This is a genomic window from Spirochaetota bacterium, from assembly GCA_004297825.1.
GTDB lineage: Bacteria > Spirochaetota > UBA4802 > UBA4802 > UBA5368 > FW300-bin19.
In genome coordinates this window covers 1-21710 of record SCSX01000094.1, presented here as the reverse complement: position 1 = coordinate 21710, position 21710 = coordinate 1, and the positions used below count along the sequence as shown (strand labels likewise).

The window sequence follows — 21710 nt, the reverse complement described above, 5'->3', positions numbered from 1 at the left end:
CCCTCTTTCCGTAAAGCTCCTACGTACGCCACGTTTTAATTGACACGCTGCGGTCCGTTCCCACCATGTACGCACACTGGAGGTACGCCGCATGGAATTCAAGGAGACCCGTCCCCTCTACCTGCTCGCCGAGATCGCGTCCATATTACGCGCGGAGAACGGCTGCGCCTGGGACCGCGCGCAGACATCGGCGACACTGCGGCCGTACTTAATCGAGGAGGCCTACGAGGTCTACGAGGCGATCGGAAGCGGCGATCCGGCTGATCTCAAGGAGGAGTTGGGCGACCTCATCTACCAGGTGTACGCGCACGCGCAGATCGCGCGCGAGGCAGGACAGTTCACGATCGACGACGTCGCGCAGGGAATTGTGACCAAGCTTATCGGCCGCCACCCCCACGTGTTTGGCGACGAGAAGGCCGACACCCCCGACGAGGTGACCGACCGCTGGGAAAAAATAAAGAAGAAGGAAAAATCGCATCGCGAATCGATACTCGACGGCGTGCCCGCGAGCCTTCCGGCGCTCCTCAAGTCGTACCGTATACAACAGAAAGCCTCACGCATCGGGTTCGACTGGGAGCGCATCGACGGCGTCATCGAAAAACTCGACGAGGAGGTGCGCGAATTCAAGGAAGCGGTCGCGACCGTGCCCAAGGGAAGCCCCGAAATTGAGGAGGAGATAGGTGACATTCTTTTTACCATCGTAAATATCGCGCGCTTTACGGGCGTCAATCCCGAGGACGCGCTCGCGCGCACAGCGAACAAGTTCATCACGCGCTTCCGCTTCGTCGAGAAGGAGGCCGCCGCGCAGGGGAAAGCGCTCGAGGACATGGACCTCGCGGAAATGGACGCCCTGTGGGAGCTTGCCAAGCGCGCGCTATGAAATTCCATTGACATTTTTCATTTTCAAACCACATACTCAGGTGCCCGACATCAGCCGGGGTAACCACCATGAAGAAGACCGGACCGCGGAACAAGCCAGCCGCAAAGGGTCGCGGCGAACGCGCGAGGAACGCCCTGCTTACGGAGGTGTTTGAAAACGCATTTGACGCCATCATGATCCTCCGCGATGGGGTCTTCATCGAGTGCAACGGAAAAACCCTGGAACTCTTCGACTGTACACGCGAGGAATTCCTCCAGTCCACGCCTTACGATTTTTCTCCCCCCAGCCAGGGCGACTGCCGCGACTCCCGGGAAAAAGCGATGGAGATGATGGACCGCGCCCACGCGGAAGGAACGCACGTGTTCGATTGGCGCCACCGGAAAAACAACGGCGCGGTCTTCGACGCCGAGGTCGTGCTGCGCTCCTTTACCCTGGGGAAATTCAAGTATCTCCAGGCGACCGTGCGGGACATTACCGCGCGCATCGCGGCGAACGCCGCGCTTCGGGAATCCGAGGAGAAATACCGGTTCCTCGTGGAGAACATCAACGACACGATCCTGATCATGGACGCGCGGGGCAGAATCACCTATGCGAGCCCCGTGGTGACGCGGCTGACGGGTTATGAGGTGAGCGAGCTTGCGGGCAGACCGGTCCTGGAATTCATTCATCCCGACGATCTTACGGGCGCTCGGGACCGCGTCACCCGGATCCTCGCGGGTTCGCTCCAGGTCGCCCAAAGCGCCTATCGCATCCGCACCAGGAGCGGCGCCTACCGGTGGTTCCAGACCTCGTCCCGCATCGCGCCCGACGCATCGGGCGTGAAGACGGTCACGGTAGTCCTATCCGACATCACCGAGCGCAAGGCCGCCGAAGACTCTCTCGCGCGCAGCAGGGAGCGCTTCGAGAAGGTGTTCTACTCGACGCCCGTTATCAGCGCCATAAGCGACGTGCTCACGGGCGTATACGTCGAGGTCAACGATTCATTCACGCGGGCGACCGGGTATACGAGGGAAGAAACCATTGGGAAGACATCCATGGAACTGGGCCTGTGGGTCCGGCCCGAGCACCGCGCGCAGGTCATCGGGGACGTGCACTCCACGCTCGGTCCCGTTGCACGCGAGATATTGATACGCGCGAAATCGGGCGAGGTCCGCACCCTCGCCTTCTCTGCGGACACCATAACCTACGACGACGGAAAGGAATACCTGCTCACCTCCGCCGTGGATATCACCGAACTTAAAATGGCGGAAACGGAGCTCCGGCTCCAACGCGAGCTCATCACCAAGACCACGGAAAGCGTTCCCGGGCTCATCTTCCAGTTTTCCATGTCCCCGACCGGTTCGATCACCATGCCCTACGCGAGTGCATGGTGCGAAAGCGTCTTCGGGCTCAGCCCCGAAGCGCTTCGGGAAGACGTACGATCGCTCATAGCGCTGATACACCCGGACGATCTGGACGACCTGTCGGTCTCCATCGTGCGATCCGCGGAAATGCTGGCCCCCTGGCAGTGGGAGGGCCGCTTCTTCGATCGGAAGGGCGAGGTCCGATATCTCAGGGGCGACTCGAAACCCGAGAAGCTCCCCGACGGCACGGTCCTCTGGAACGGCGTGCTCATCGATATCACCGACCGCCGCAAAGCCGAGGAGGCCCTGCGCGAGAGCGGTGAAAGGCTGCGCACCCTGATAAACGCGATGCCCGACATCGTCTGCTTCAAGGACGGCGCGGGGCACTGGCTCGAGGCGAACGAATTTAACCTGAAGCTTTTCGAAATCGAGGGGGTCGATTACAAGGGCAGGAAGGATTCCGAGCTTGCCGACTTCAGTCCCTACTTCCGCGAGACCCTGCTGGCCTGCGAGACGGCCGACGAACAGGCCTGGCGCGCCAGGGAGCCCGTCCGCGGGGACGAAATGATCCCGCGCCGGGACGGCCACCCGATGACGTTCGACATCATCAAGGTTCCCACCTACGATTCCGACGGCCGGCGCAAGGGACTTGTCGTGGTGGGGCGCGACGTTACGGAGCGCAAGCGCGCCGAGAAGCTCATACGCCTGCAGCGCGATCTCGCGGCGGCCCTGAGCGGCACCGTCGAATTGCGCGAGGCGCTGGGACTGGTTCTCGATTTCACCCTTCAGATAGAAGGATTCGACAGCGGCGGCATCTATTTGAAAGACCAGCACACAGGCGGGTTGAACCTCTCGGTTTCACACGGCCTGTCCGAAGGGTTCATGCAGATGGAAGCGCGCTATTCCGCCGATTCCGCGAACACGCGCATGGTGCTCAAGGGCGAGCCGATTTACATGGAATACCCCAGGATTATCGAGAACCTTACCGGCGTTCCCCTCGACGGGATCCGGAAAAAAGAGGGCATACTTCATCTCGCGATCATTCCGATCCGGCACGGCGGCGCGGTTATCGGCTGCCTTAACCTGGCTTCGCGATCGCTTCCCGGGATTCCGCAATTTTCACGCGACGCGCTCGAATCGATCGGTGTCCAGGTGGGGGGCGTGATAGGCAGGCTCCGCGCGGAGCAGACGATCCGGGACTCGCTCGCGGAAAAGGAGATGCTCCTCAAGGAGATCCACCACCGCGTCAAGAACAACATGCAGATCATCTCGAGCCTGCTTCAGCTCCAGATTTACAGGCTTCACGATCCGCGGGACCAGGACCTCGTCATGAACCTCCAGAACAGCGTGAGGAGCATGGCCCTGGTTCACGAAAAGCTGTACCGCTCGGAGAGCATGGCCCGCATCCACATAGCCCCCTATATCCGCGACCTCACGAACGAGATGCTTCAGTTCAACCCGATCGCGGAACGGGTGACGATCTCAATCGACGCGGGGGACATGCTCCTGTCGATAGACGAGGCCGTTCCCTGCGGACTCATCATCAATGAGCTTATAACCAACGCCCTCAAGCATGCCTTTCCCGGCACGGAGAAGGGCGTGATCGAGATCCGGTTCGGGCCTATGGATGGAAAGCGATTACTCGTGATTCGGGATAACGGCGCGGGCATCGCCGAATCGGTGGACCTCCAGAAGCCCGCGAGTCTTGGCATGCGGCTCGTGAACGCGCTCCTGAAGCAGCTTGCCGGCACCATGGAAGTCGTTCGATCGGGCGGTACGGAATTCCGAATTCTTTTTTAGGCGAACGCGGTCTATTCCACGCGTGGTGCGCGGGAGAATTCTAAGAGCGTCCGCCTTCCCTGCGTTCCCTCAGTTCCTCAAGTCGCGCCCGTATGCTTTCGAATTCTTCCTCTTTTACCCCCCCGCCGCCGTATCGGCAGGAATAGATCCGGGTTCGAACCTCCAGGAGCCCCATGCGGATATCCTCGTCCCGGTGTGCGGCCTCGGCGACGCGCAGCAGTTCCCCCGTGAAAAGCTCGGCGGACCGCAGAAAAGATTCACCATCCCCGCGGCGCAGGGCGGAGAGCATTTCCCGCTCGTGCCGCGAAGACGCCGTTTTTGGAAGCGCGACGGGGATTCCCGCGACGGTGCGCGCCTGTGTCTCCGGCCGCGGCCGCATGCGCCTTTTCCCCCAGGCGACGGCGAGCATGACCAGGGCCCCCGCCCCGAACGCGATTCCCGCGACCAGGGGCGCCTCGTCCGGGAGCATGCCCCCGGGCTCGGTTTTCACCCGCGGTTTCCCGGGCGCGGAACCCTCCCTGGCCTCGAACGCAATCGCGCCGGTGCGCGCCGTTTCGTATTTCAGCGTCGTGGGATTGAAGAAGGACATTTTAAATCCGGGGTGCCTTACCGGCCCGGCGCTCTCGGGCACGATGGTGAAGATGAACTCGCGCTCCCCCTCCACCCTGTTTTCCGTTATGCGAAATTTATCGCTCCCCTCCTCGAAGAGAACCTTTATCGCGTCGGTTTCGGGGGCCTCGGGGCGCGAGAGGGTAACCAGGTTCCCCGAGCCCTTCACCTGGACCCTGACCCGCTTTTCATCGAAGGACACTATGGGATCCTTCTCATACTCGGCCGTCATGACGAACGAGCCCACGTCCCCGTGAAATTCCCCGGGCCGTCCCTCGTCGGGGGTTTTTATCACGGTAAACGCCTCCTTCGGGAATTGCAGGCTCTGCTTCCTCGGGAAGGAAAACAGTCCCTCGCCCCGCGCCGTTTCCACCGCGAGGCTTCCCCCGCCCACGCTGAAGTCGCCCGCCTCGGCGGGAACGAGAACGAGCGTGACCGCGTGCGTCTTCACGATCCTCTCGCCTGCATCCTCAACGGACTGGTCGGCGACGGGTTCACGCACCTCCTTGACGATGAAGCCCTTTGCCTCCGGAAATTTTTCGACCGCGGGCTTCCTGCTTATCCGCGCCCCCCGGCCCGCGACGAAATAGCGTATGATGATCGGTTCACCGGTGAACACGCGCCGCTTCACCGGCTCGGCGACGATGCGCAGCAGGCCGCCGGACCGGGAACCGGTGTGCCCCGCGCTCACCGCCGTCAGTACCAACTCGGGGGAGACGAGCGTCTGGGTCCCGGCCTTGAGCCTCACCGGCGGGATACTGTATGATCCCGCGCGCGCGGGGACGAGTTGCACCAGGAGAAGCACGCCGGACTCGGAGACCTTCCTGGACCCGCTCTCGTCTTTGACGATGTGTACATTGGAGAACCGCTGCGAGCCGCCCTTGCGCGCCTCGATACCCGGCACGGAGGGAAGCTCGATAATTTCCGCGGAGGCCGCGTCATGAACCTTGAGCTCCAGCATCGCGATTTCGCCCTCCTCGACGCGGTCCGGCTGGAGGCGCGCCTCGAGCGTCGCCGCGGCCGCGGCGGAACGCGCACCCGCGAGCGCCAGCGCCAGCATGAGCAGCACGCTACCAGGGTTTTTCATTGTGCTCCCCTCCCGAATCCTTTCCCCGTTCCCGGCGGACCGGCCTGTCCCGCATCGATTTGAGTATGTTCTCCACTTGGTCCCTGTCCAGCGCGCCTGGTCCCGTTTTCGAGCCGTCACCGGCGTCGCCCCTGCCCCGGTCCCGTTCCCGTTGGCCTTCCAGCGCATCGGCCCCGCCCTCTCCTTTTTCGCCCTGTCCTTTATCCCCTTTATTTTTCTTGTGCTCCTCGCGCGCGAGAAATTCAAGATTGCGTTTCGCGGGGAGAAAATCGGGGTCCGCCTTGAGCGCTTCAACATAGGAATCTATCGCCCGGGCGCTGTCGCCCTTTTTATAATATGCGTTGCCCATGTTGAAGTATGAGTGCGCCCGGGGCGCGTCTTCGCCGGGAGCCGCGGCGCCGCGGAACCGTTCAAGCGCCGCCTCGTAATCGCCGCTCATGTAGCGCGCGTCCCCCTCGTTGAAATCGAGCAAAGGCAGTTTTGCGGCGGGCGCATACCCGCGGGCGTCGCCGTAAGAGCGCAGCGCCCCCTCGTAGTCTTTTTCCGCGTAGCGTTCGTTTCCCTCGCGCACCGCGTCGCGCAGCGGATCAAGCCAGGCGGTAAAGAGCAGGAGCGCGGCGAGCACAAGCGCGTACGCGCCGGATGCCCTTCGAATGAACGTGAGGCGGTACATAGTTATATACGCCTCCTGTCGGGAATGAGGGCTTCTATGGAAAGAAGCGCGAGCAGCGCGAGGGCGAAGCCATGATAGCGGTCGATCTTCCGTGAAACCGTGCGCCGGCCGCGTTCCGTCTTCGCCGACCCGTCAAGCGCGCCCATGACGACCTTCATGTCCGATAGGCCCCCGGTGATATCCAGGCATTCACCGCCCGTGCGCTCCGCGATCCGTTCGAGGGTTGCGACCGACTTGCTCGAGCGCACGCGGCCGCCCTTGTGGTCGGACAATGCGGACCGGTCGTCCAGGGGAACGACGGCGCCGGCCTCGGTGCCCACACCCACCGTGAACACGGTCACGCCAAGCTCTTTCAACCGTTCCGCACCCGCATCCGCGCCCCCCTCGTGGTCTTCGCCGTCGCTTATGAGCACGAGCGTGCGCGCGGTGAGCCTCCTGCGTTCGAACACGCGCGCGGACGCCTCGAGCGCCCTGCCTACATCGGTCCCCTGGCGCCGTATTGCGCCCGTGTCCACCGAGTTCAGGAACATGAGGAAGGCGTCGATATCGCCGGTGAGCGGACACTGCACGTAGGCGTCCCCTGCGAAAAGCACGAGCCCGATCCTCCCCCCGCGCGCCGATTCCGCGAGCAACCGCACGGCATTCTTCGCGCGCGCGAGCCTCGATGGGTTCACGTCCTGCGCGTCCATGCTCCTGCTCACATCGAGCGCGACAAGCACGTCCGCGCCCTCGATCGCGCCCTCCTGGTCGCGCTCCCCCCACTGCGGCCTCAGCATGACGAACGCCGCCAGCATTATGGAAACGAACACGAGCGCGTTTTTCGCGATCGCCGCACGCCGTGCGCGGGGGACAAGCGCATCCCCGGTCCCGGGACCGGGGAAAAGTTTTCGAACCACGCGCGATTTCCAGGAAAGGTACCACGCGTAGAGCCCCGCCGCGCACCCCGCGATCAGGAGGACATAAACCCAGTATTCCGCGGCGGCAAAGGTCATCACGGCACCTTCCTGTACACGGCCGCGCGCAGGATTATTTCCGCCAGGAAAAACAGCGCCGCCACGGCAAGCCACGGCATGAACCCGTCCCGGAACTCCATGTACTCGTTTTTCCTGACCGTGCTCTTCTCGAGCGCGTCGATGTCCTTCACGTTTTCCCAGAGCACCCCCGCCGAGCTTGCCCTGAAATATTTTCCGCCGGTGATAGCGGCGATCTCCTTCACGGTGGCCTCGTCGAACTCCTGGTGCCGCCCCTTGAAGAGCGAGCGCAGACCCTGCCACGCGGTCCGGGGCTCGTCGCTCCCGATACCCACGGTGTACACCTTTATCCCCATGCGCGCGCACATGCGGGCCGCCGTCTCGGGCTCCACGCTTCCCCGGTTGTTCACGCCGTCGGTGAGGAGCAGCACGATACGGGTGCGCCCCTTTTCTTCGGGCATGCGCGAGGCCGCCAGGGCCAGCGCCTCGCCGATCGCGGTCCCTTCCTCGCGTACGGTGTCAAGGTCCGCCTCGTCCAGCGTCTCCGCGATGGTTTCGTGCTCGAGTGTGAGCGGGCTCATCAGGCAGGCCTCCCCCGAAAAGACGACGAGCCCAATGCGGTCGTGCACCCTGAGAGTGATGAAATCGCGCAGTACGTTCTTCGCCACCTGCAGACGATTTTTAGGCTCAAAGTCCTCGCTCCCCATTGAGTCCGATACGTCCAGCGCGACGAATATGTCTATACCCGGGTGGAGAACGCTCGTAAATCCAAGGCTCTTCCCCGGTCCCGCAAGCGCGATCACCAGCAGAAGCGTGGAAACGGCCCTCAGCAGGGGAAGGTAATCGTAGGTGGCGGCGCGCAGCGAAGGCGCCTTTTCATACGCGTCAATGGACGGAACGGAGATGGAGGTCTCGCGCTCCCGCACACGCGCGAACAGGTACCACGCGATCGTTCCCGCCCAGGGAATAAGCAGGAGGAACCAGAGCGGCTCTCTGAATTCAAGCCCGCTCACGACCGCCCCTTTCCGCGATCGCCCGCGCGATCGCTTCGATTTCGATCAGGCTTTCAAGGAGCGCGCCCGGGGGCGCCTTGAACTCGGCGAATTTCGCGAGATCCCAGAGGTGTATGCACCGGTCGAGGCCGCCCGGCGCGCCCCCGCCTGGTATCCGTGCGTTCCACTCATCGAGCGCGCGCACGAGCCCTGCACCCGTCATTTCCATCGCCTCGATCCCGCATTCGGCTTTCACGAATCTCCTGAACGCCTCGTGCACCGCACCCGCACGCTCCTTGTCGCCCGTTCCGCCGGGGGATCGCTCACCGCGGATTACGGCCATCTCCCCAAGAAACGTTTCGAGCGGTGAAACGGAAACTATCGCGGCATCGTATACCGGCATGCCGCGTCCCCGCATCCGCCACGCGACACCCCCCGCGGAGGCCAGGAGCACAAGGCCCCCCGCGAGCGCGATCATCCTCCAGTAGTACCCCCCGAATTCGCGGGGCGGCTCGATCTCGTGAAACTGCCCGGTAGCGTTCGTCGCCTCGACCTCGACCCGGGGAAGCGCGTAGCCTACACTTACGCCGTCCGCGCCCCCGATCGGGACGCGCGGAAGCTCGAAATTACCGGTGCGGAAATACGCAAGCCTCACCGAAATGACCCGTGCCGCGCCCTTTTCTCCCGTCTCGTTAATTTCCGTCGCCGCGCTCACCGTGTAGAGCGGCACCTCGGCGCGCGCCTTTTTTTCAGTGTTTCCCGGGACGCCCTGCCTGCCGTCGCCGCGGGCGTCTTCCGCCGGCGGATACACCGCGCCCTTTTCCGGCAGCGTAATCGCGAATTTTCCCGCGTCCGGCGCGGAGATCATAATTCGATAGTCCAGGGGGGTTCCCACGGTGCATTTCACCGGCGTGACCACGGCGCGCACCGGGGCACTCGGCCTGGCCGCGCCCCGGCCCCCGTCATCCGTGCACGAATACATGGCGCATAACGCGCACAGTGCGAGCGCCGCGCGCTTCATCGGGCGGACGCCTCCCGCGGCCTGCGCGCCCTGTTGCGGCGCTCGAAGAACCGGAGCACCGGGGATTCGATCGCGGCGTCCGTGGATAACCTGATCGCCTCCATCCCGCCCAGGCGCGGCTCACCGGGCGCGCCGGGAACGGCGTCGATAAGCGCCCGCGCGCCGGTTTCCAGGTCCCTGAGCTCGAAGAGCCCGTCAAACCGGCTTTCAAAGTCCAGGGGGTCCGATACGACCACGGGTATCACATCGTGCCGCCGCCCCAGCCTGCGCAGCGCCGCGGCCGCGCCGCCGTCCCTGAAATCCGATATCACGAACACCACGCTGCGTTTTTTGAGCACCCTGTCGATGAATTGCGCGGCCGCCTCGAGCCGCGTGGCGCGCCCGGACGGAACGAAGCGCGCGGCCTCGTCGATGAGGGGCGCGAGCGCGCGCCTCCCCTTGCGGGGCGGTACGTATTTTTCAACGCGGTCCGAGTAAAGCAGGAGCGCGACGCGGTCGTTGTTCATGCCCGCGAGAAAGAGAAAGAGCGCCGCCGCCTCGAGCATGAGCGCGCGCTTCGGGCGCACGCTGCCGAATTCCAGCGAGCCCGACACGTCCAGCAGGAGCGCCACCGAAAGCTCTCGCTCCTCCGCGAACTCTTTTATGAAGAGACTCTGCATGCGCGCGGATACGTTCCAGTCGATGCTGCGCACGTCGTCCCCGTACCGGTACTCGCGCACGCCTTCGAAGGAAAGCCCGCGCCCCTTGAAGGCGCTGTGGTACTCACCCACGAAAAGGCTGTTGAGCTTTTTCCGGGCCTTAAGCCGGATGCGCCTGGCGAGGGCTTTACGGTCGGTGTCCACCTACGGCACCTCGACGGAATCGAAAATCGCCCTGATCACGTCGTCGGCGTTTTTACCCTCGGCCTCCGCGTCGTAGGTGAGAATGATGCGGTGGCGCAGGACGTCGGCGCCGGTCTCGCGGATGTCGTCGGGCACGACGTAGCCGCGCCCGCGCACGAAGGCGAGCGCGCGCGCCGCGCGCATGAGCGCGATCGAGGCGCGTGGGCTCGCCCCGAACTCTATGTGCCGCGCGCACGTCTTGTCCCTGGGGGCGCGCGTCTCCCGCACCAGGCTTACGATGTAGTCCACGATCTTGTCGTCCATGTGGATGCTCCCCGCGAGCCGCGCCCCCTCGAAGATTTCGGCGGGTTCCGCGACCGGCTCGACGCGCTCCGCGTCGATGGTCTCGATTCGAAGGAGAATGTCCCTCTCCTCTTCCTTTGCGGGGTAGCCGACCACACACTTCATGAAGAAGCGGTCTATCTGCGCCTCGGGGAGCGGGTAGGTCCCCTCCTGCTCGATAGGATTCTGCGTCGCAAGGACCATGAAGGGCGTGGGAAGCGCGTGCGTCTCGTCGCCAATGGTCACCGACCGCTCCTCCATCGCCTGCAACAGGGCCGACTGCACCTTCGCGGGGGCGCGGTTTATCTCGTCGGCGAGCAGGATGTTCGTGAACACGGGACCCCGCCGCGTGAAAAAATCGAGGTCCCTGGGGTTGTAGATGCGGGTTCCCACCAGGTCCGCGGGAAGCAGGTCGGGGGTGAACTGGATGCGGCCGAACGATGCCCTGACGCTGCGCGCGAACGCGCGCACGACCAGGGTCTTCGCGAGCCCCGGCATCCCCTCGAGCAGGATATGGCCGCCGCACATAAACGCGATGATGATCCGCTCGATGAGGTAATCCTGTCCCACGATCACGGAACCCATCGCCGCCTTGATCCGCCCGACGAAGGCGCCGCGCGCGCGCACCTCCTCGCCCAGCCTCACGATCTCCTCGTAATTCATAGTGTGCACGCCCCCTACGCTTCGAAATCCCCACCCGTTATCCGGCGTTCTAATTCTGTTTCCCGGGAGCCCGGGCGGTTACGAAAATTTTCAGGCGGGGGGGTCCGATACGGCCTTCATGCGGTCCTCGTGCTGTCCCTGCCCGGGCGCAATAAAAAACGAAGGCGCGGATTCGAATCCGCGCCTTCGTTTTTTATTGATTGAATTAATCCGCTACTTCTTCTCGACCTTCTTGAGGACCGGCAGCCTGAGAACCTGATTGGGATATATCAGGTCCCAGTTTTTGATCTGGTCGGTATTCGCCGAATAGATCACGCGCCAGAGCTTCCAGTCGCCGTAATTTTTCTGGGATATCTTCCACAGGCATTCCCTGTCGGCCTCGTTCAGGAGGACCTTGTAGGGGGTGAATTCCCCGGTCACGATGTATTCGCCGTTCGCGCCCACTACCGTCGAGCCGACGGGGTACGCGGCGACGCCCTCGACGCCCGTTTTCGTCGCGCCGCCCGCGCCCACGATCACGGCGCCGCCTGCCGCCTTTCCGCCGATAACGATCGCGGCCAGCCTCTTGGCCTCGGCGGATGAGGTCAGGGACTCCTTGTAGCGCGCGTCGGCGAACTGCTCCTTCGCCTTGCCCACGGCCTCCTTCGATGCGGCGAGCTCTTCCTTCGCGGTGAGCGCCCCCGCCGATTTCTCGGCCTTTTCCAGGCTCATCTCCGCGCTCACGATTGCTTCGCGGGACGATCCCTTGAGCGCCTCGAGGTAGGCCTCATCGGCGCTCACCTTCGCGATTCCCACGGCGTCGAATCCCTGTTTGAGCTTCGTCCCCACGAGCGCCTCCTCGGCGAGCTTCTTGCTTTCCTCGGCGGCCTTCATCTTCTCGGGCGCGAATTCGGCGGCGTTCAGCTTCGCGGCCTCGTCCAGGGTCACCTCGACCTCGCGGATGGCGTCGCGCAGGGTATCCTGCTTGCCCAGCGCCGCGTTGCGCGCGTTTTTCGCAAGCTTATCGGCCTCGAGCGCCTTTTCGTAGGCCTCGTAGAATTTCTTGTTCTCGAACCCGTCGGAAGAGCCCTTCATCGCGTCCTTCGCCTGCCCGTACTCGGCCTTTGCAAGCTCCTCGGCGTAGGCCTCCTCGGCCTCCTTCAGGCTCTTCTCGGCGATGTCCATCGCGTCCTTCGCGAGGAGCGGGATCGACTTGTCGAAGGCTTCCTTCGCCTTTTCGTAGGATTTGCCCGCCAGGTCCTTGGAGAGATCCCACTTCTCGTCCAGGATCGCGGAGTGGCAGTCCAGGAGGAGCTTTCCCGCATCCTCGAGCTCCTTGGGGGCGTACTTGTCAGCCTTCACCGACTGCGCCTGCGTCATCATCGATTTCGCGAGGGACATTTCTTTGATCGGAATGGGATCACCGCACGCGACCGCCAGGGCCAGCGCCACGCAGCACGCCATTATTAGAAGAGACTGTTTGCGCATCTTCATCAGGGTTCCTCGCTTCACAATAGAGTATACTATGGCCGTACGCGCGCGCGCCGGCCGGAATGGCGTCCCGGGGCTTGCTATTTGATGAAGGACGCGAGTGCGTCCGCTTCCGCGTCGAAAATCTCGAAAAACGACGTAAGCTTGGTGAGTTCGAACACCTTGCGCACCGACGCGTAAACGTTTATGATCTTGAGACCGCCCTGGTATTTTTTAAGATTCGAGAGGCTCGAGATGAGGGCGCCGATACCGGACGAGTCGATGTACGACACCTTTTCCAGGTTGATGATCACGTTATATTTCTGCTCCTCGATGAGCTTGTTGATGATGTCCTTGATCTCCGGGGCGTTGTAGAGGTCTATCTCACCCGATATATCCAGCACGGTTATCTCGCCTTTCGTACGCTTCGTAATATCCATTACACTCCACCCCTCGCAGGTTATGGGTCGCCCGGAACAAAAAAGGCACTGCGGGCAAATGCTACATTTAACCTGCACGCATGTCAATATTAATAATTATCGCCCCGTCAAATTTCCCCCCGGCCGGGGAGGCTCATCGCGCGCACGCCGCGACCCTACGCCTCCCGGGGTTCTCCGCCGAACACCGCGCCCCATCGCGCCGCGACCCCGGCGAATCGGCCCCCCACTATCCCCTCCCTGACGTCCCGCATGAAGGAGCGCATGAAATGGAGGTTGTGGTACGTGTTGTATATGAGTGCCGACACCTCGCCGGCCCTGTAGATGTGGCGCAGGTACGCCCTGGAAAAATTGCTGCATACGTAGCACCCGCATTCCGGGTCCAGCGGGCCAAAGTCCCGCTCGTGGGCGGCCGCCTTGATGTGGACGCGCCCGCGCGAGGTATAGAGGGTGCCGTTCCGCGCGATCCTGGTGGGCATTACGCAGTCGAACATGTCCACCCCGCAGGAGACGGCGTGCAGGATCTCCATGGGGCTTCCCACGCCCATCATGTAGCGCGGCCGGTCATCGGGCAGGCGCGCGCAGGTGATCCCGGTGATCTCGCGGTAGAGTTCCTTGGGCTCTCCCACGGAGAGCCCCCCGATGGCGTAGCCGGGGAAATCCATATCGCCCAGGCGCGCCGCGCACTCGCGGCGAAGCTCGGGGTACACGCTCCCCTGCACGATCCCGAAAAGCGTCTGACGGTCCGTATCAAAGCTTTCCCCCCAGTGCGCGCGCGACAGGCCGGCCCACCGGACCGTGCGCTCGACGGCCCCGCGGGCCTCCTCCGGGGACGCCGGGTAGCTTGAACAGTGATCGAGCACCATCATGATATCGCTCCCGATGGAGCGCTGGACCTCGAGCACCGATTCCGGCGTGAAGAGGTGTTTCGACCCGTCGAGGTGGGAGCGGAATTCCACGCCATGATCCATGATCTTGCAGAAATCCGCGAGCGAGAAAACCTGGAAGCCGCCCGAGTCGGTGAGGATGGGCCGCTCGAAATTCATGAAGCGGTGCAGCCCACCCGCCGCGTCCAGCACGGCGGTCCCCGGTTTCAGGTAGAGATGGTAGGTGTTCGCAAGAATGATCTCGAAACCGAGCTCCAGAACGTCGCGGGCGGCAAGCGCACGTATCGCCCCGCGGGTGGCGACCGGCATGAAAACCGGCGTATGGATTTCGCCCCGCGCGGTCGTTATCAGCCCCGCCCTCGCCCCGGAACCGGGGTCCCTGTGTTCGATATCGAATCTCATGGCGTATATTCCGGCCCACGGCCCCGCCGCGTCAATTATTATACCCCGCCCCGGCCGCCCGGCGCGGACAAAAAAAGGTTTGTAGATTTGCGTGTACGGGGGCACCATTCAAGGCACGGCACCCCCATGGACCGCGACACCACGCATGCGGGCATCCTGGATGCCCTCCCCTTCCCCCTGTTCGCCTGCGACGACCGGATGCGCATACTCTACATGAATCCCGCGTGCGAGCAGCTCGCGGGGACCACGCTGGATGACGCGCGCGGAAGGCGATGGGACGAGGTTATCGGGGAAGCGGGAACCAGCTTCACGTCGCTGCCGGGCGCAAAGGGCATCGTGGGCATAGTAGAGCGATATCCGCGCCGCGCCACGGGCGCGCCCGAGGAGCCCGGCGTTCCTTCAACCGGGGAGGCGCACGCGGAGAGCGAAAAAAGGTTCCGCGAGCTCGCCGACTTTCTTCCCGAGGTGGTCTTCGAGGCCGACGTCCTGGGGCGCATCACCTATGCGAACAGGCGCGCCTTCCAGCTCTTCGGGTACACGGAATCCCGGCTTGCCGCGGGCATCTCGATCTTCGACCTCATCATGCCCGGCGAGCTGGAGCGCGTTGCCCAGAACTGGAAGAAGCGCACCGAGGGGGGAACCGTGGGCCCGGTCGAGTACCGCCTGCGCCGCGCGGACGGAAGCGACTTTCCCGGCCTCATCAACGTGGCCCCCGTGGTGGCGGGGGACGCCATCACCGGCATGCGCGGCGTCGTCATCGATATTTCGAAGCAGAAGGAGGCCGAGGACGCGCTCCGCCAGAGCGAGGCGCGCTTCAGGGCCCTCACCGAGAGCACGCCCGCCATCATCTACATCTACCAGGACGGGAAGATGCAGTATGTGAACCCCGCGGCGGAAAAGGTGTTCGGCTATTCCGCGCAGGAACTGCAGGGCAGGGATATCCTGGGGCGCGCGATTCACCGGGACTCGCTCGGCCTGGTTATCGCGCGCATGACGGCGCGCGACAGGGGCGAGCCCGTAAACTCAAGATACGAGGTGAAGATCGTCACGAAAAGCGGCGAAGAGCGCGTGCTCGACCTTTCATCGAATCCCATAGAATACAACGGCAGGCCCGCGGTCATCGGCTCCGCCTTCGACGTCACCGAGGCGCGGAAAATGGAAGAGGAGATACTGAATACGCGCAAGCTCGAATCGCTGGGCGTGCTCGCCGGCGGGATCGCACACGACTTCAACAATCTCCTGACCGTGATCATCGGGAATGTAAGCCTCGCGAAGATCAATCTTCCGGGCGAGCACCCGGCGTCCCGCTGCCTGGTGGAGGCGGAGGAGGCCTCGATGCGCGCACGCGATCTCACCAACCAGCTTCTCACCTTCTCGCGCGGCGGCTCCCCGGTGAAGAAAACCGCGTCCGTCGAAAAGTTGCTCCGCGACACGATCCGCTTCACGCTGAGCGGATCGAGCCTCCTCCCGGTGTTTTCGATCGCGGATAATCTCTGGGACGCGGATATCGACGAGGGCCAGATCAGCCAGGTGATCAATAATATCGCCATGAACGCCTCCCAGGCGAGCCCGGAGGGAGGCAGCCTCGATGTCACCGCGGAAAACCTGGAGCTTGACGCGTCCCACGACCTGCCCCTCCAGCCCGGCCGCTATATCAGGATATCGTTCACCGATCACGGAACGGGGATACCGGCGGACATCCTCCCCAAGGTGTTCGACCCGTATTTCACGACGAAACGGCAGGGGAGCGGGCTGGGCCTGACGACCTCCTACTCGATCGTGAGGAAACACAACGGGCATATCGCCCTACGGTCCCGGCCCGGGGAAGGCTCCACGTTCTCGATCTACCTTCCGGCCTCAACGGGGAACGCGGGAAGCGCGCCCGAAAAGCCCGCGCCTTCCCCGCGGCGCCGCGGTAAGATACTCATCCTGGACGACGACGCCGCGGTGCTCAATGTCGCGAAGAACGTGCTGGCCCACCTGGGGTACGATTCCGTGTGCGTGCGCAGCGGCGCCCAGGCGGTGCACGCGTACACGACGGCCAGGCACGACCAGGCGCCCTTCGACGCCGTGATCCTGGACCTCACCATACCCGGCGGGATGGGCGCCGTGGAAACCGTGAACGCGCTCGCGAAAATCGACCCGAACGTGGCCGCGCTCGTATCCAGCGGCTACGTAAACGACCCCGTCATGGCGGAGCACGAACGGCACGGGTTTCGTGGAACCATCACGAAGCCCTACGACATAGGCGAGATCGCCAGGACGCTCGGGGACCTCATCGGGGAGCGTTAGGCGTCATTTGAGTTCACACGCGCACCGCACGGGTCCCGTCTTGACTTTCCCCGCGGAAGCGGTTACACTGCGCCTCATTAAATTAAAAGGAGATACACATGAACTGGATTAAATCAAAAATCGTATCGCTGGGATTCTTCATGCTTGGCCTGGGGGGCGTCGCGATCGTGCTCAATTTCCTGGACCGCGTTCCCCGGATCCTCGTATGGATCGACCAGTGGGGCATGAACACCGGCTGGGGTATCCGCATAGGCATCACGGTCGCGGGACTCGTTCTCGTGGTCCTTGGAAAGCTGGGGGGCGGCAAGTCCGCCTGAAGGCGCAGCGCGTATCGGAAACCGGGACTGGCGGCGTGAGGCCCGGTTCCCGTGCGGGACTTTTGTTCCGGCTTCCGCCGGGACGCGAATTTATTAATTAAGAGAGAGATCGGAATGAGAAAATTTATTATCGGCGCGCACGCGCTCATACTTATCGCCGCGTTCGCCATCGGCTGCTCAAAGGGAAAAACGCTCAACCTGGCCACGACCATAGGCCCCGTCGATTCGGGAATGATCCCGAAGCTCGCCGAAGAGTATAAAAAGGAAACGGGCGTGGAGATCAAGTTCACGAAGGCCGGCACCGGCGAGGCGCTCAAGCTCGCCCGGGAAGGGGGCTTCGACCTCGTGATCGTGCACGCGAAGGAGCTCGAGGAGCAGTTCGTGAAGGACGGATTCGGCACCGCGCGCATCGACCTCATGTACAACGACTTCGTCGTCGTAGGCCCCGCGGACGACCCGGCCGGAATCCGCGGCATGAAAAAGGCAGCCGACGCCTTCAAGGCGATCGCCGCGAAAAACGCGAAGTTCATCAGCCGCGGCGACAACTCCGGCACACACGTCGCCGAGAAGAAAATCTGGAAGAAGGCGAACATGGAGCCCACCGGCGCGTGGTACCGCGTGTGGGAGAAGGGCAACACCGGCAACGCGCCCACGCTGGAGTTCACGAACGCGGAGAAGGCCTACACGATCATGGACCGCGCCACCTACACGACGCTCAAGGGAAAGATCGCGCTCGCCGTCCTGGTCGAGAACGACGAGGACCTGATCAACTACATCTCCGTGATCCCCGTGAGCGCGCAGAAATTCCCGAAGATAAACGCGGCGGGCGCGCAGGACTTCATCGCCTGGCTCACCGCGAAGGACAAGGGGCAAAAAATTATCAGCGAATTCGGGAAGGAGAAATTCGGCGCGAGCCTGTACGTTCCCAACTCGAAGGAATGGAAGGCCGCGGCGGGGAAATAGGTCCGATACACTGACGGGGTTCAGCGGACGCCCGAATCAACGACACGCCCCCCGGGGATTCCACGGGGGGCGCGCCTTACAGCTTCCCCTCCATCCGCGCCATGATCGCCGCGCACGCGCGGTCGATATCGGCCTCGCCGTTTGCGTTTTCGGAGGTGAAAAAGACCACCTGGGAACTTGCGTTGTCGATGAGCTTCACGGATATCCGGAAAATGGAGCCGAGCTTCACGACGGTGCCGGTAAGCGCGCGCCGCGGCTTCGCGAAGGCGGTTGGGTTTGCCATGAAAGCGGCGTGATCGGGGCCTTTCAGGCGTAAGGTAAGTTGAGCGATCCCAAGGCTCACGCGGGCAGCCTCCCGGGAGACGGAAGCATCGGACTCAAAGGGCATGATACCGAGATCGAACGGAGGATGTATGAATTCCAAAGATTTTTTTTCCCGATCTCGGGAATCGGTGCCTTCGTGCGGATTCGCGGATTCCTCCACTATCGGAGCAAGAACGACTTTATGGATCGTGTAGACCGCCGTCCCGGAAATGACAATGGTGGCTCCTATCGCAGCCGCGCTTACCGCCAATGCGCTCTTTGCAAGGGTGATACCGATTCCCAGCTTTTTAAGCAGGAATTGGAATCCGACGGCGAGCGAGACAAGCAACGTCAGCCTGCCTTTGTTTTTAAGAATAGCGCTTAGCACTTCTTTCTGCGAATCCCTCATGGCGGCGCGTGCCGAAACAGGCATATCATGCGTCAAACCATATGCCGCAAGCACATCATGCAATGCGTCAATACGTTTCATAACAACTCCTCCAGGGAATGTATTCCTCTATCCTCGAGGTACCGCGTAAGCCGGTTTGCCACCAGCCTATACCGGTATCGGGCCTGGCGCTCCCTCATGCCCAGCTGCCTGCCGGCCTCTTTGTATGTATAGTTGTTAATAGCTACCAATTCAAAAAGGGCGCCATCCCTCACATCGCAGGACTTCCTTAATTCTTCCAATGCCTGTTGGATCAGGATACGGGAGTCCTGAAAATTCCCTTTCGCCGATGCTGCCGCATCCTCGATGGATTCATCCACGATGCCATGATCGCGCTCCCGATTTCGAAAATGTTCCAACACCACCATCCGGACCGCACCCTGGAGCCATGTACGAGGAGTAATTATGTCTTCGATTTTTTCGTAATACCGGATGAATACCTCCTGGCAAATATCCTTGCTTTCCTCGATATTGCACGTTCGTGAATATGCGGCACTGAATACTAGTGTGTAGTAGTTATTATAATCTTCCGTGAAGCGTCTTGTTTTTCTGTCAATTCCCAGGACTTTCATGCGGATTCCGATCCTTCATTACCGTACTTGTTTATCATCCCCAATGCCGTCACTCCCACGAGGATCTGTCCCATTCCGATGAATCCCAGGTGCCCTCTTCGAGATTTTTATCAAAAATGACCTCTTCCATCATGTCCGAACATGAAAATAATAAAGAATTCAGTAACGCGGCTAATAAAAGTAGTTTTCTTAATTCCATTATTGTCTCCCATTCCAGTCTCATGCAGCAAACAGAAGCACCGCCAGTTCATTTTGCTGATATTCGTTAAAGCATTATCTCTCAAAGCAGAGCCTTAATGCCGACAGCCCCGCCTGCAAATTGTCCTATGCGACCTTTTTCAAAGAATGCGGTATAGGCAGGCTGAAAGCAAAACTGCCAGCGGTGAAAAATAAGGATATCCACCGCCAGCCGCATGGTCACTGCCGGGTTGAAAAAATACCCTGTCCTGTACTGATAGTCATCCTCCGCCTTGTAGGCGATTTTATCGTAACGCACCCGGCTCATCATAATCCCGGTAGATATAAGCGGCATGACTTTCACCGTCGCTGCAGGTTTTACCGGGCGACCGATTCCTATCCCTAATTGTGTAATAGTGAAACTTTCGATGGAATCTCTCCTTGATGCGAATTCATAAACGCCCGCGGTGACTATACCCGTATAGCCCGTCGTGAAGATTTTATTGAAGTATCCCTGAACCTCCAGTCCCTCCCCCAGACCGGCTCCTTGGCTAAAATCTCCGAATGGGCGAAACACGGCGCCAAGGACTGCGAATTCCAGGTTTCCCTTGATTACTGCATACCCGGAATAGAAATGTTCGATCTTCAGGGCAAGCTCGTCGGCAGCTTTTTCAAGGGACTCTTCGGATTCTGCAGCCCCGGAAACGGAAAGCTCGACCCTGCCGGATGTCACATCGATAACGCGGACCTCGATTCGGAAATCTCCGAGCCTGCTTAGCGAACCCGAAACGATCTTATCGACGCGGAGCATCCTCCCATATTCCGAAGCGCATTCGCTGTCTTCACACACGGATTCCAGGAATCCGCGTTCCTCCGCAATATAATCCATCCGTCCCCGGTCCAGAAGGATGAACAGGCCGGAATGAAATATCTTTCCTGCGATCATTTCCGATACTGCTCGTGCAAGCGGAGGCGCGCAATTATTTGACTGGAAATTCATAACGGCGATATTGAGTTTCCGGGGATCATCCGCGGCAGATAGATCGGATGCATTGTTTATAGCGAGCAGTATATACACCACGGAAAACTTCACTATGACAGACGAATGGCGTTTAAACATCTTGCAGACTCAATATTTTATAATATAATTGATTGCCGCATTTTTAGGCCGAGTTTCTCTTCCTCCCGTCGAACTTGTTATTGTTGTAGAAATTAGCCCCCCATATTTTCCACCACATGATGTATCACCACAGAATCTAACTGCTGTCGGGAAAACTTGCTCATGAGTATGAGCCTCTAATTCATCCATCTCAAAGCTCCCCACCCCCTCATCATTTCTCTGCATATCATTCGCCCATGTCCTTCCGGCGAAATCTTCATCACTATAGTTATCGGTGCGAGTGCCGGCCCCATGTATTACTGTATTTGAACCCCTTAAAAACACACCTCGTAAATCGGGAAGATTGTAGGTCAGAGATCCATCCCCTACTCCCCATATCACACCTATAGCCAAAAAAAGATCTGCAAATTCTGTCCCTCCTTCCTTAAATCGGGACACTTCACGTCCATCGCAAATGAACCAGCCTGCCGGCACCCTTTCACTTGTTCCCGCAAACGCCACTATCGCGCCCACGGGAGCCCCTTCCGCGCGCGCAATGCCCTGTTCAAGCTCCACAAGCCTGTTCTGGAGCGCGGTGAAGTTCGCATTGACCTGGTCTGCGGATATCTTCTCCCCCGGGCGAAATGAATAGGGGATAGTTCCCGCAGAATATACCGTCAACGATACGCCCAACACAATCGCACATACAACAACAAGGGCAAGTTTTTGCTCCGCAAATATTTTTATTCCTTCCCGTACACGGCTATTCATTTGATTACGAGTCTCCATAGCTCGTTTCCCCCGCTTATAAATAATATTACCGGCACTTAATAAATTATGCCCACCAATTTCTTGATTTGGGCAACCTGGCAGCCGCCCAATCACACTGGAATGGAATCAACGTATCGCTGAAATTGTTCACACCTTAGTGACAGATAGGGGCTAAAAATGACAAAATATTTTTAAATCGGGCAGGAAAAATTTCTGTTTTTTTTCAAAAATTCGTAAACATCGTAGCGTCTAACGCGAATGAACTGCGTTCAGTGAACCACACACCGCCTGAAGGCGGTGGCTTCGTGTTCGGCTAAAGCCGACTAAAGATCATCATCAGTTTTAAAGTCGGTATCTGTGGGCTCCTTGCCTTGATCCTCAATATATTTCA

Annotated in this window: 19 protein-coding genes; 5 read left to right on the top strand and 14 right to left on the bottom strand. The window is 60.9% G+C overall.

The genetic code is table 11. The features are described from left to right. Nucleotides 1-91 precede the first annotated feature (91 nt). Nucleotides 92-880, top strand: coding sequence for a nucleoside triphosphate pyrophosphohydrolase (locus EPN93_21510; GenBank protein ID TAL29476.1), 789 nt, complete (start codon nucleotides 92-94; stop codon nucleotides 878-880). Nucleotides 881-948: 68 nt separating this feature from the next. Next, complete coding sequence (locus EPN93_21505; protein ID TAL29475.1) at nucleotides 949-4023, top strand: PAS domain S-box protein; 3075 nt, start codon at nucleotides 949-951, stop codon at nucleotides 4021-4023. A 40-nt stretch (nucleotides 4024-4063) separates the two neighbouring features. Here EPN93_21505 and EPN93_21500 read toward each other — a convergent pair whose 3' ends face one another. From EPN93_21500 to EPN93_21455, 10 genes are all read right to left on the bottom strand, one after another. Continuing rightward, nucleotides 4064-6016 carry a hypothetical protein gene (locus EPN93_21500; protein ID TAL29474.1) on the bottom strand — a complete coding sequence of 651 codons (1953 nt, stop codon included), beginning with the start codon at nucleotides 6014-6016 and terminating at the stop codon, nucleotides 4064-4066. Beyond that, nucleotides 5703-6392, bottom strand: a complete 690-nt coding sequence (locus tag EPN93_21495) for a tetratricopeptide repeat protein (protein ID TAL29473.1) — start codon at nucleotides 6390-6392, stop codon at nucleotides 5703-5705. The genes EPN93_21500 and EPN93_21495 overlap by 314 nt, the downstream gene beginning before the upstream one ends. A 2-nt stretch (nucleotides 6393-6394) precedes the next feature. Beyond that, nucleotides 6395-7387: a VWA domain-containing protein gene (locus EPN93_21490; GenBank protein TAL29472.1), complete on the bottom strand. Its 993-nt coding sequence runs from the start codon at nucleotides 7385-7387 to the stop codon at nucleotides 6395-6397. Then, nucleotides 7384-8376, bottom strand: coding sequence for a VWA domain-containing protein (locus EPN93_21485; protein ID TAL29471.1), 993 nt, complete (start codon nucleotides 8374-8376; stop codon nucleotides 7384-7386). Before EPN93_21485 ends, EPN93_21490 begins: the two co-directional genes overlap by 4 nt. Next, nucleotides 8363-9376 (bottom strand): hypothetical protein, encoded by a 1014-nt coding sequence (locus EPN93_21480; GenBank protein TAL29470.1) that lies wholly within the window; start codon nucleotides 9374-9376, stop codon nucleotides 8363-8365. The genes EPN93_21485 and EPN93_21480 overlap by 14 nt, the downstream gene beginning before the upstream one ends. Further along, nucleotides 9373-10218, bottom strand: coding sequence for a DUF58 domain-containing protein (locus tag EPN93_21475; GenBank protein TAL29469.1), 846 nt, complete (start codon nucleotides 10216-10218; stop codon nucleotides 9373-9375). The genes EPN93_21480 and EPN93_21475 overlap by 4 nt, the downstream gene beginning before the upstream one ends. Continuing rightward, nucleotides 10219-11202, bottom strand: a complete 984-nt coding sequence (locus tag EPN93_21470) for an AAA family ATPase (protein TAL29468.1) — start codon at nucleotides 11200-11202, stop codon at nucleotides 10219-10221. A gap of 213 nt (nucleotides 11203-11415) precedes the next feature. Continuing rightward, entirely contained in the window at nucleotides 11416-12675 is a 1260-nt protein-coding gene (locus EPN93_21465; protein ID TAL29467.1) for a DUF4398 domain-containing protein, read from the bottom strand. Between the two features lie 77 nt (nucleotides 12676-12752). Continuing rightward, nucleotides 12753-13091 (bottom strand): anti-sigma factor antagonist, encoded by a 339-nt coding sequence (locus tag EPN93_21460; protein ID TAL29466.1) that lies wholly within the window; start codon nucleotides 13089-13091, stop codon nucleotides 12753-12755. A 155-nt stretch (nucleotides 13092-13246) separates the two neighbouring features. Continuing rightward, nucleotides 13247-14386: a tRNA guanosine(34) transglycosylase Tgt gene (locus EPN93_21455; GenBank protein TAL29482.1), complete on the bottom strand. Its 1140-nt coding sequence runs from the start codon at nucleotides 14384-14386 to the stop codon at nucleotides 13247-13249. Between EPN93_21455 and EPN93_21450 the strand changes: the two genes are divergently transcribed. The 3 genes from EPN93_21450 (at nucleotide 14297) to EPN93_21440 (ending at nucleotide 17949) form a co-directional block, all read left to right on the top strand. Continuing rightward, nucleotides 14297-16669 carry a PAS domain S-box protein gene (locus tag EPN93_21450; GenBank protein TAL29465.1) on the top strand — a complete coding sequence of 791 codons (2373 nt, stop codon included), beginning with the start codon at nucleotides 14297-14299 and terminating at the stop codon, nucleotides 16667-16669. The two genes, EPN93_21455 and EPN93_21450, sit on opposite strands and share 90 nt — an antisense overlap. Nucleotides 16670-16767: 98 nt before the next feature. After that, a complete protein-coding gene (locus EPN93_21445; protein TAL29464.1) occupies nucleotides 16768-16986 on the top strand; it encodes a hypothetical protein in 219 nt (72 codons plus the stop codon). Nucleotides 16987-17100: 114 nt separating this feature from the next. Further along, complete coding sequence (locus EPN93_21440) at nucleotides 17101-17949, top strand: tungsten ABC transporter permease (GenBank protein TAL29463.1); 849 nt, start codon at nucleotides 17101-17103, stop codon at nucleotides 17947-17949. A 76-nt stretch (nucleotides 17950-18025) separates the two neighbouring features. Here EPN93_21440 and EPN93_21435 read toward each other — a convergent pair whose 3' ends face one another. The 4 genes from EPN93_21435 to EPN93_21420 all read right to left on the bottom strand — a co-directional run bounded on the left by EPN93_21435 (nucleotide 18026) and on the right by EPN93_21420 (nucleotide 21433). After that, nucleotides 18026-18742, bottom strand: coding sequence for a hypothetical protein (locus EPN93_21435; protein ID TAL29462.1), 717 nt, complete (start codon nucleotides 18740-18742; stop codon nucleotides 18026-18028). Then, nucleotides 18739-19272, bottom strand: a complete 534-nt coding sequence (locus EPN93_21430) for a sigma-70 family RNA polymerase sigma factor (protein TAL29461.1) — start codon at nucleotides 19270-19272, stop codon at nucleotides 18739-18741. Before EPN93_21430 ends, EPN93_21435 begins: the two co-directional genes overlap by 4 nt. Before the next feature lie 280 nt (nucleotides 19273-19552). Continuing rightward, complete coding sequence (locus tag EPN93_21425) at nucleotides 19553-20569, bottom strand: hypothetical protein (protein TAL29460.1); 1017 nt, start codon at nucleotides 20567-20569, stop codon at nucleotides 19553-19555. A gap of 9 nt (nucleotides 20570-20578) precedes the next feature. Further along, nucleotides 20579-21433 (bottom strand): tail fiber protein, encoded by an 855-nt coding sequence (locus EPN93_21420; protein ID TAL29459.1) that lies wholly within the window; start codon nucleotides 21431-21433, stop codon nucleotides 20579-20581. Nucleotides 21434-21710 lie beyond the last annotated feature (277 nt).

Bases quoted from the DNA above. Each gene is read 5' to 3' on its own strand.
- EPN93_21510 (TAL29476.1), top strand. From the start codon at position 92: ATGGAATTCAAGGAGACCCGTCCCCTCTACCTGCTCGCCGAGATCGCG.
- EPN93_21505 (TAL29475.1), top strand. From the start codon at position 949: ATGAAGAAGACCGGACCGCGGAACAAGCCAGCCGCAAAGGGTCGCGGC.
- EPN93_21480 (TAL29470.1), bottom strand. From the start codon at position 9,376: ATGAAGCGCGCGGCGCTCGCACTGTGCGCGTTATGCGCCATGTATTCG.
- EPN93_21435 (TAL29462.1), bottom strand. From the start codon at position 18,742: ATGAAACGTATTGACGCATTGCATGATGTGCTTGCGGCATATGGTTTG.
- EPN93_21445 (TAL29464.1), top strand. From the start codon at position 16,768: ATGAACTGGATTAAATCAAAAATCGTATCGCTGGGATTCTTCATGCTT.
- EPN93_21425 (TAL29460.1), bottom strand. From the start codon at position 20,569: ATGTTTAAACGCCATTCGTCTGTCATAGTGAAGTTTTCCGTGGTGTAT.
- EPN93_21500 (TAL29474.1), bottom strand. From the start codon at position 6,016: ATGTTGAAGCGCTCAAGGCGGACCCCGATTTTCTCCCCGCGAAACGCA.
- EPN93_21495 (TAL29473.1), bottom strand. From the start codon at position 6,392: ATGTACCGCCTCACGTTCATTCGAAGGGCATCCGGCGCGTACGCGCTT.
- EPN93_21440 (TAL29463.1), top strand. From the start codon at position 17,101: ATGAGAAAATTTATTATCGGCGCGCACGCGCTCATACTTATCGCCGCG.
- EPN93_21430 (TAL29461.1), bottom strand. From the start codon at position 19,272: ATGAAAGTCCTGGGAATTGACAGAAAAACAAGACGCTTCACGGAAGAT.
- EPN93_21460 (TAL29466.1), bottom strand. From the start codon at position 13,091: ATGGATATTACGAAGCGTACGAAAGGCGAGATAACCGTGCTGGATATA.
- EPN93_21450 (TAL29465.1), top strand. From the start codon at position 14,297: ATGGATTTCGCCCCGCGCGGTCGTTATCAGCCCCGCCCTCGCCCCGGA.
- EPN93_21470 (TAL29468.1), bottom strand. From the start codon at position 11,202: ATGAATTACGAGGAGATCGTGAGGCTGGGCGAGGAGGTGCGCGCGCGC.
- EPN93_21465 (TAL29467.1), bottom strand. From the start codon at position 12,675: ATGAAGATGCGCAAACAGTCTCTTCTAATAATGGCGTGCTGCGTGGCG.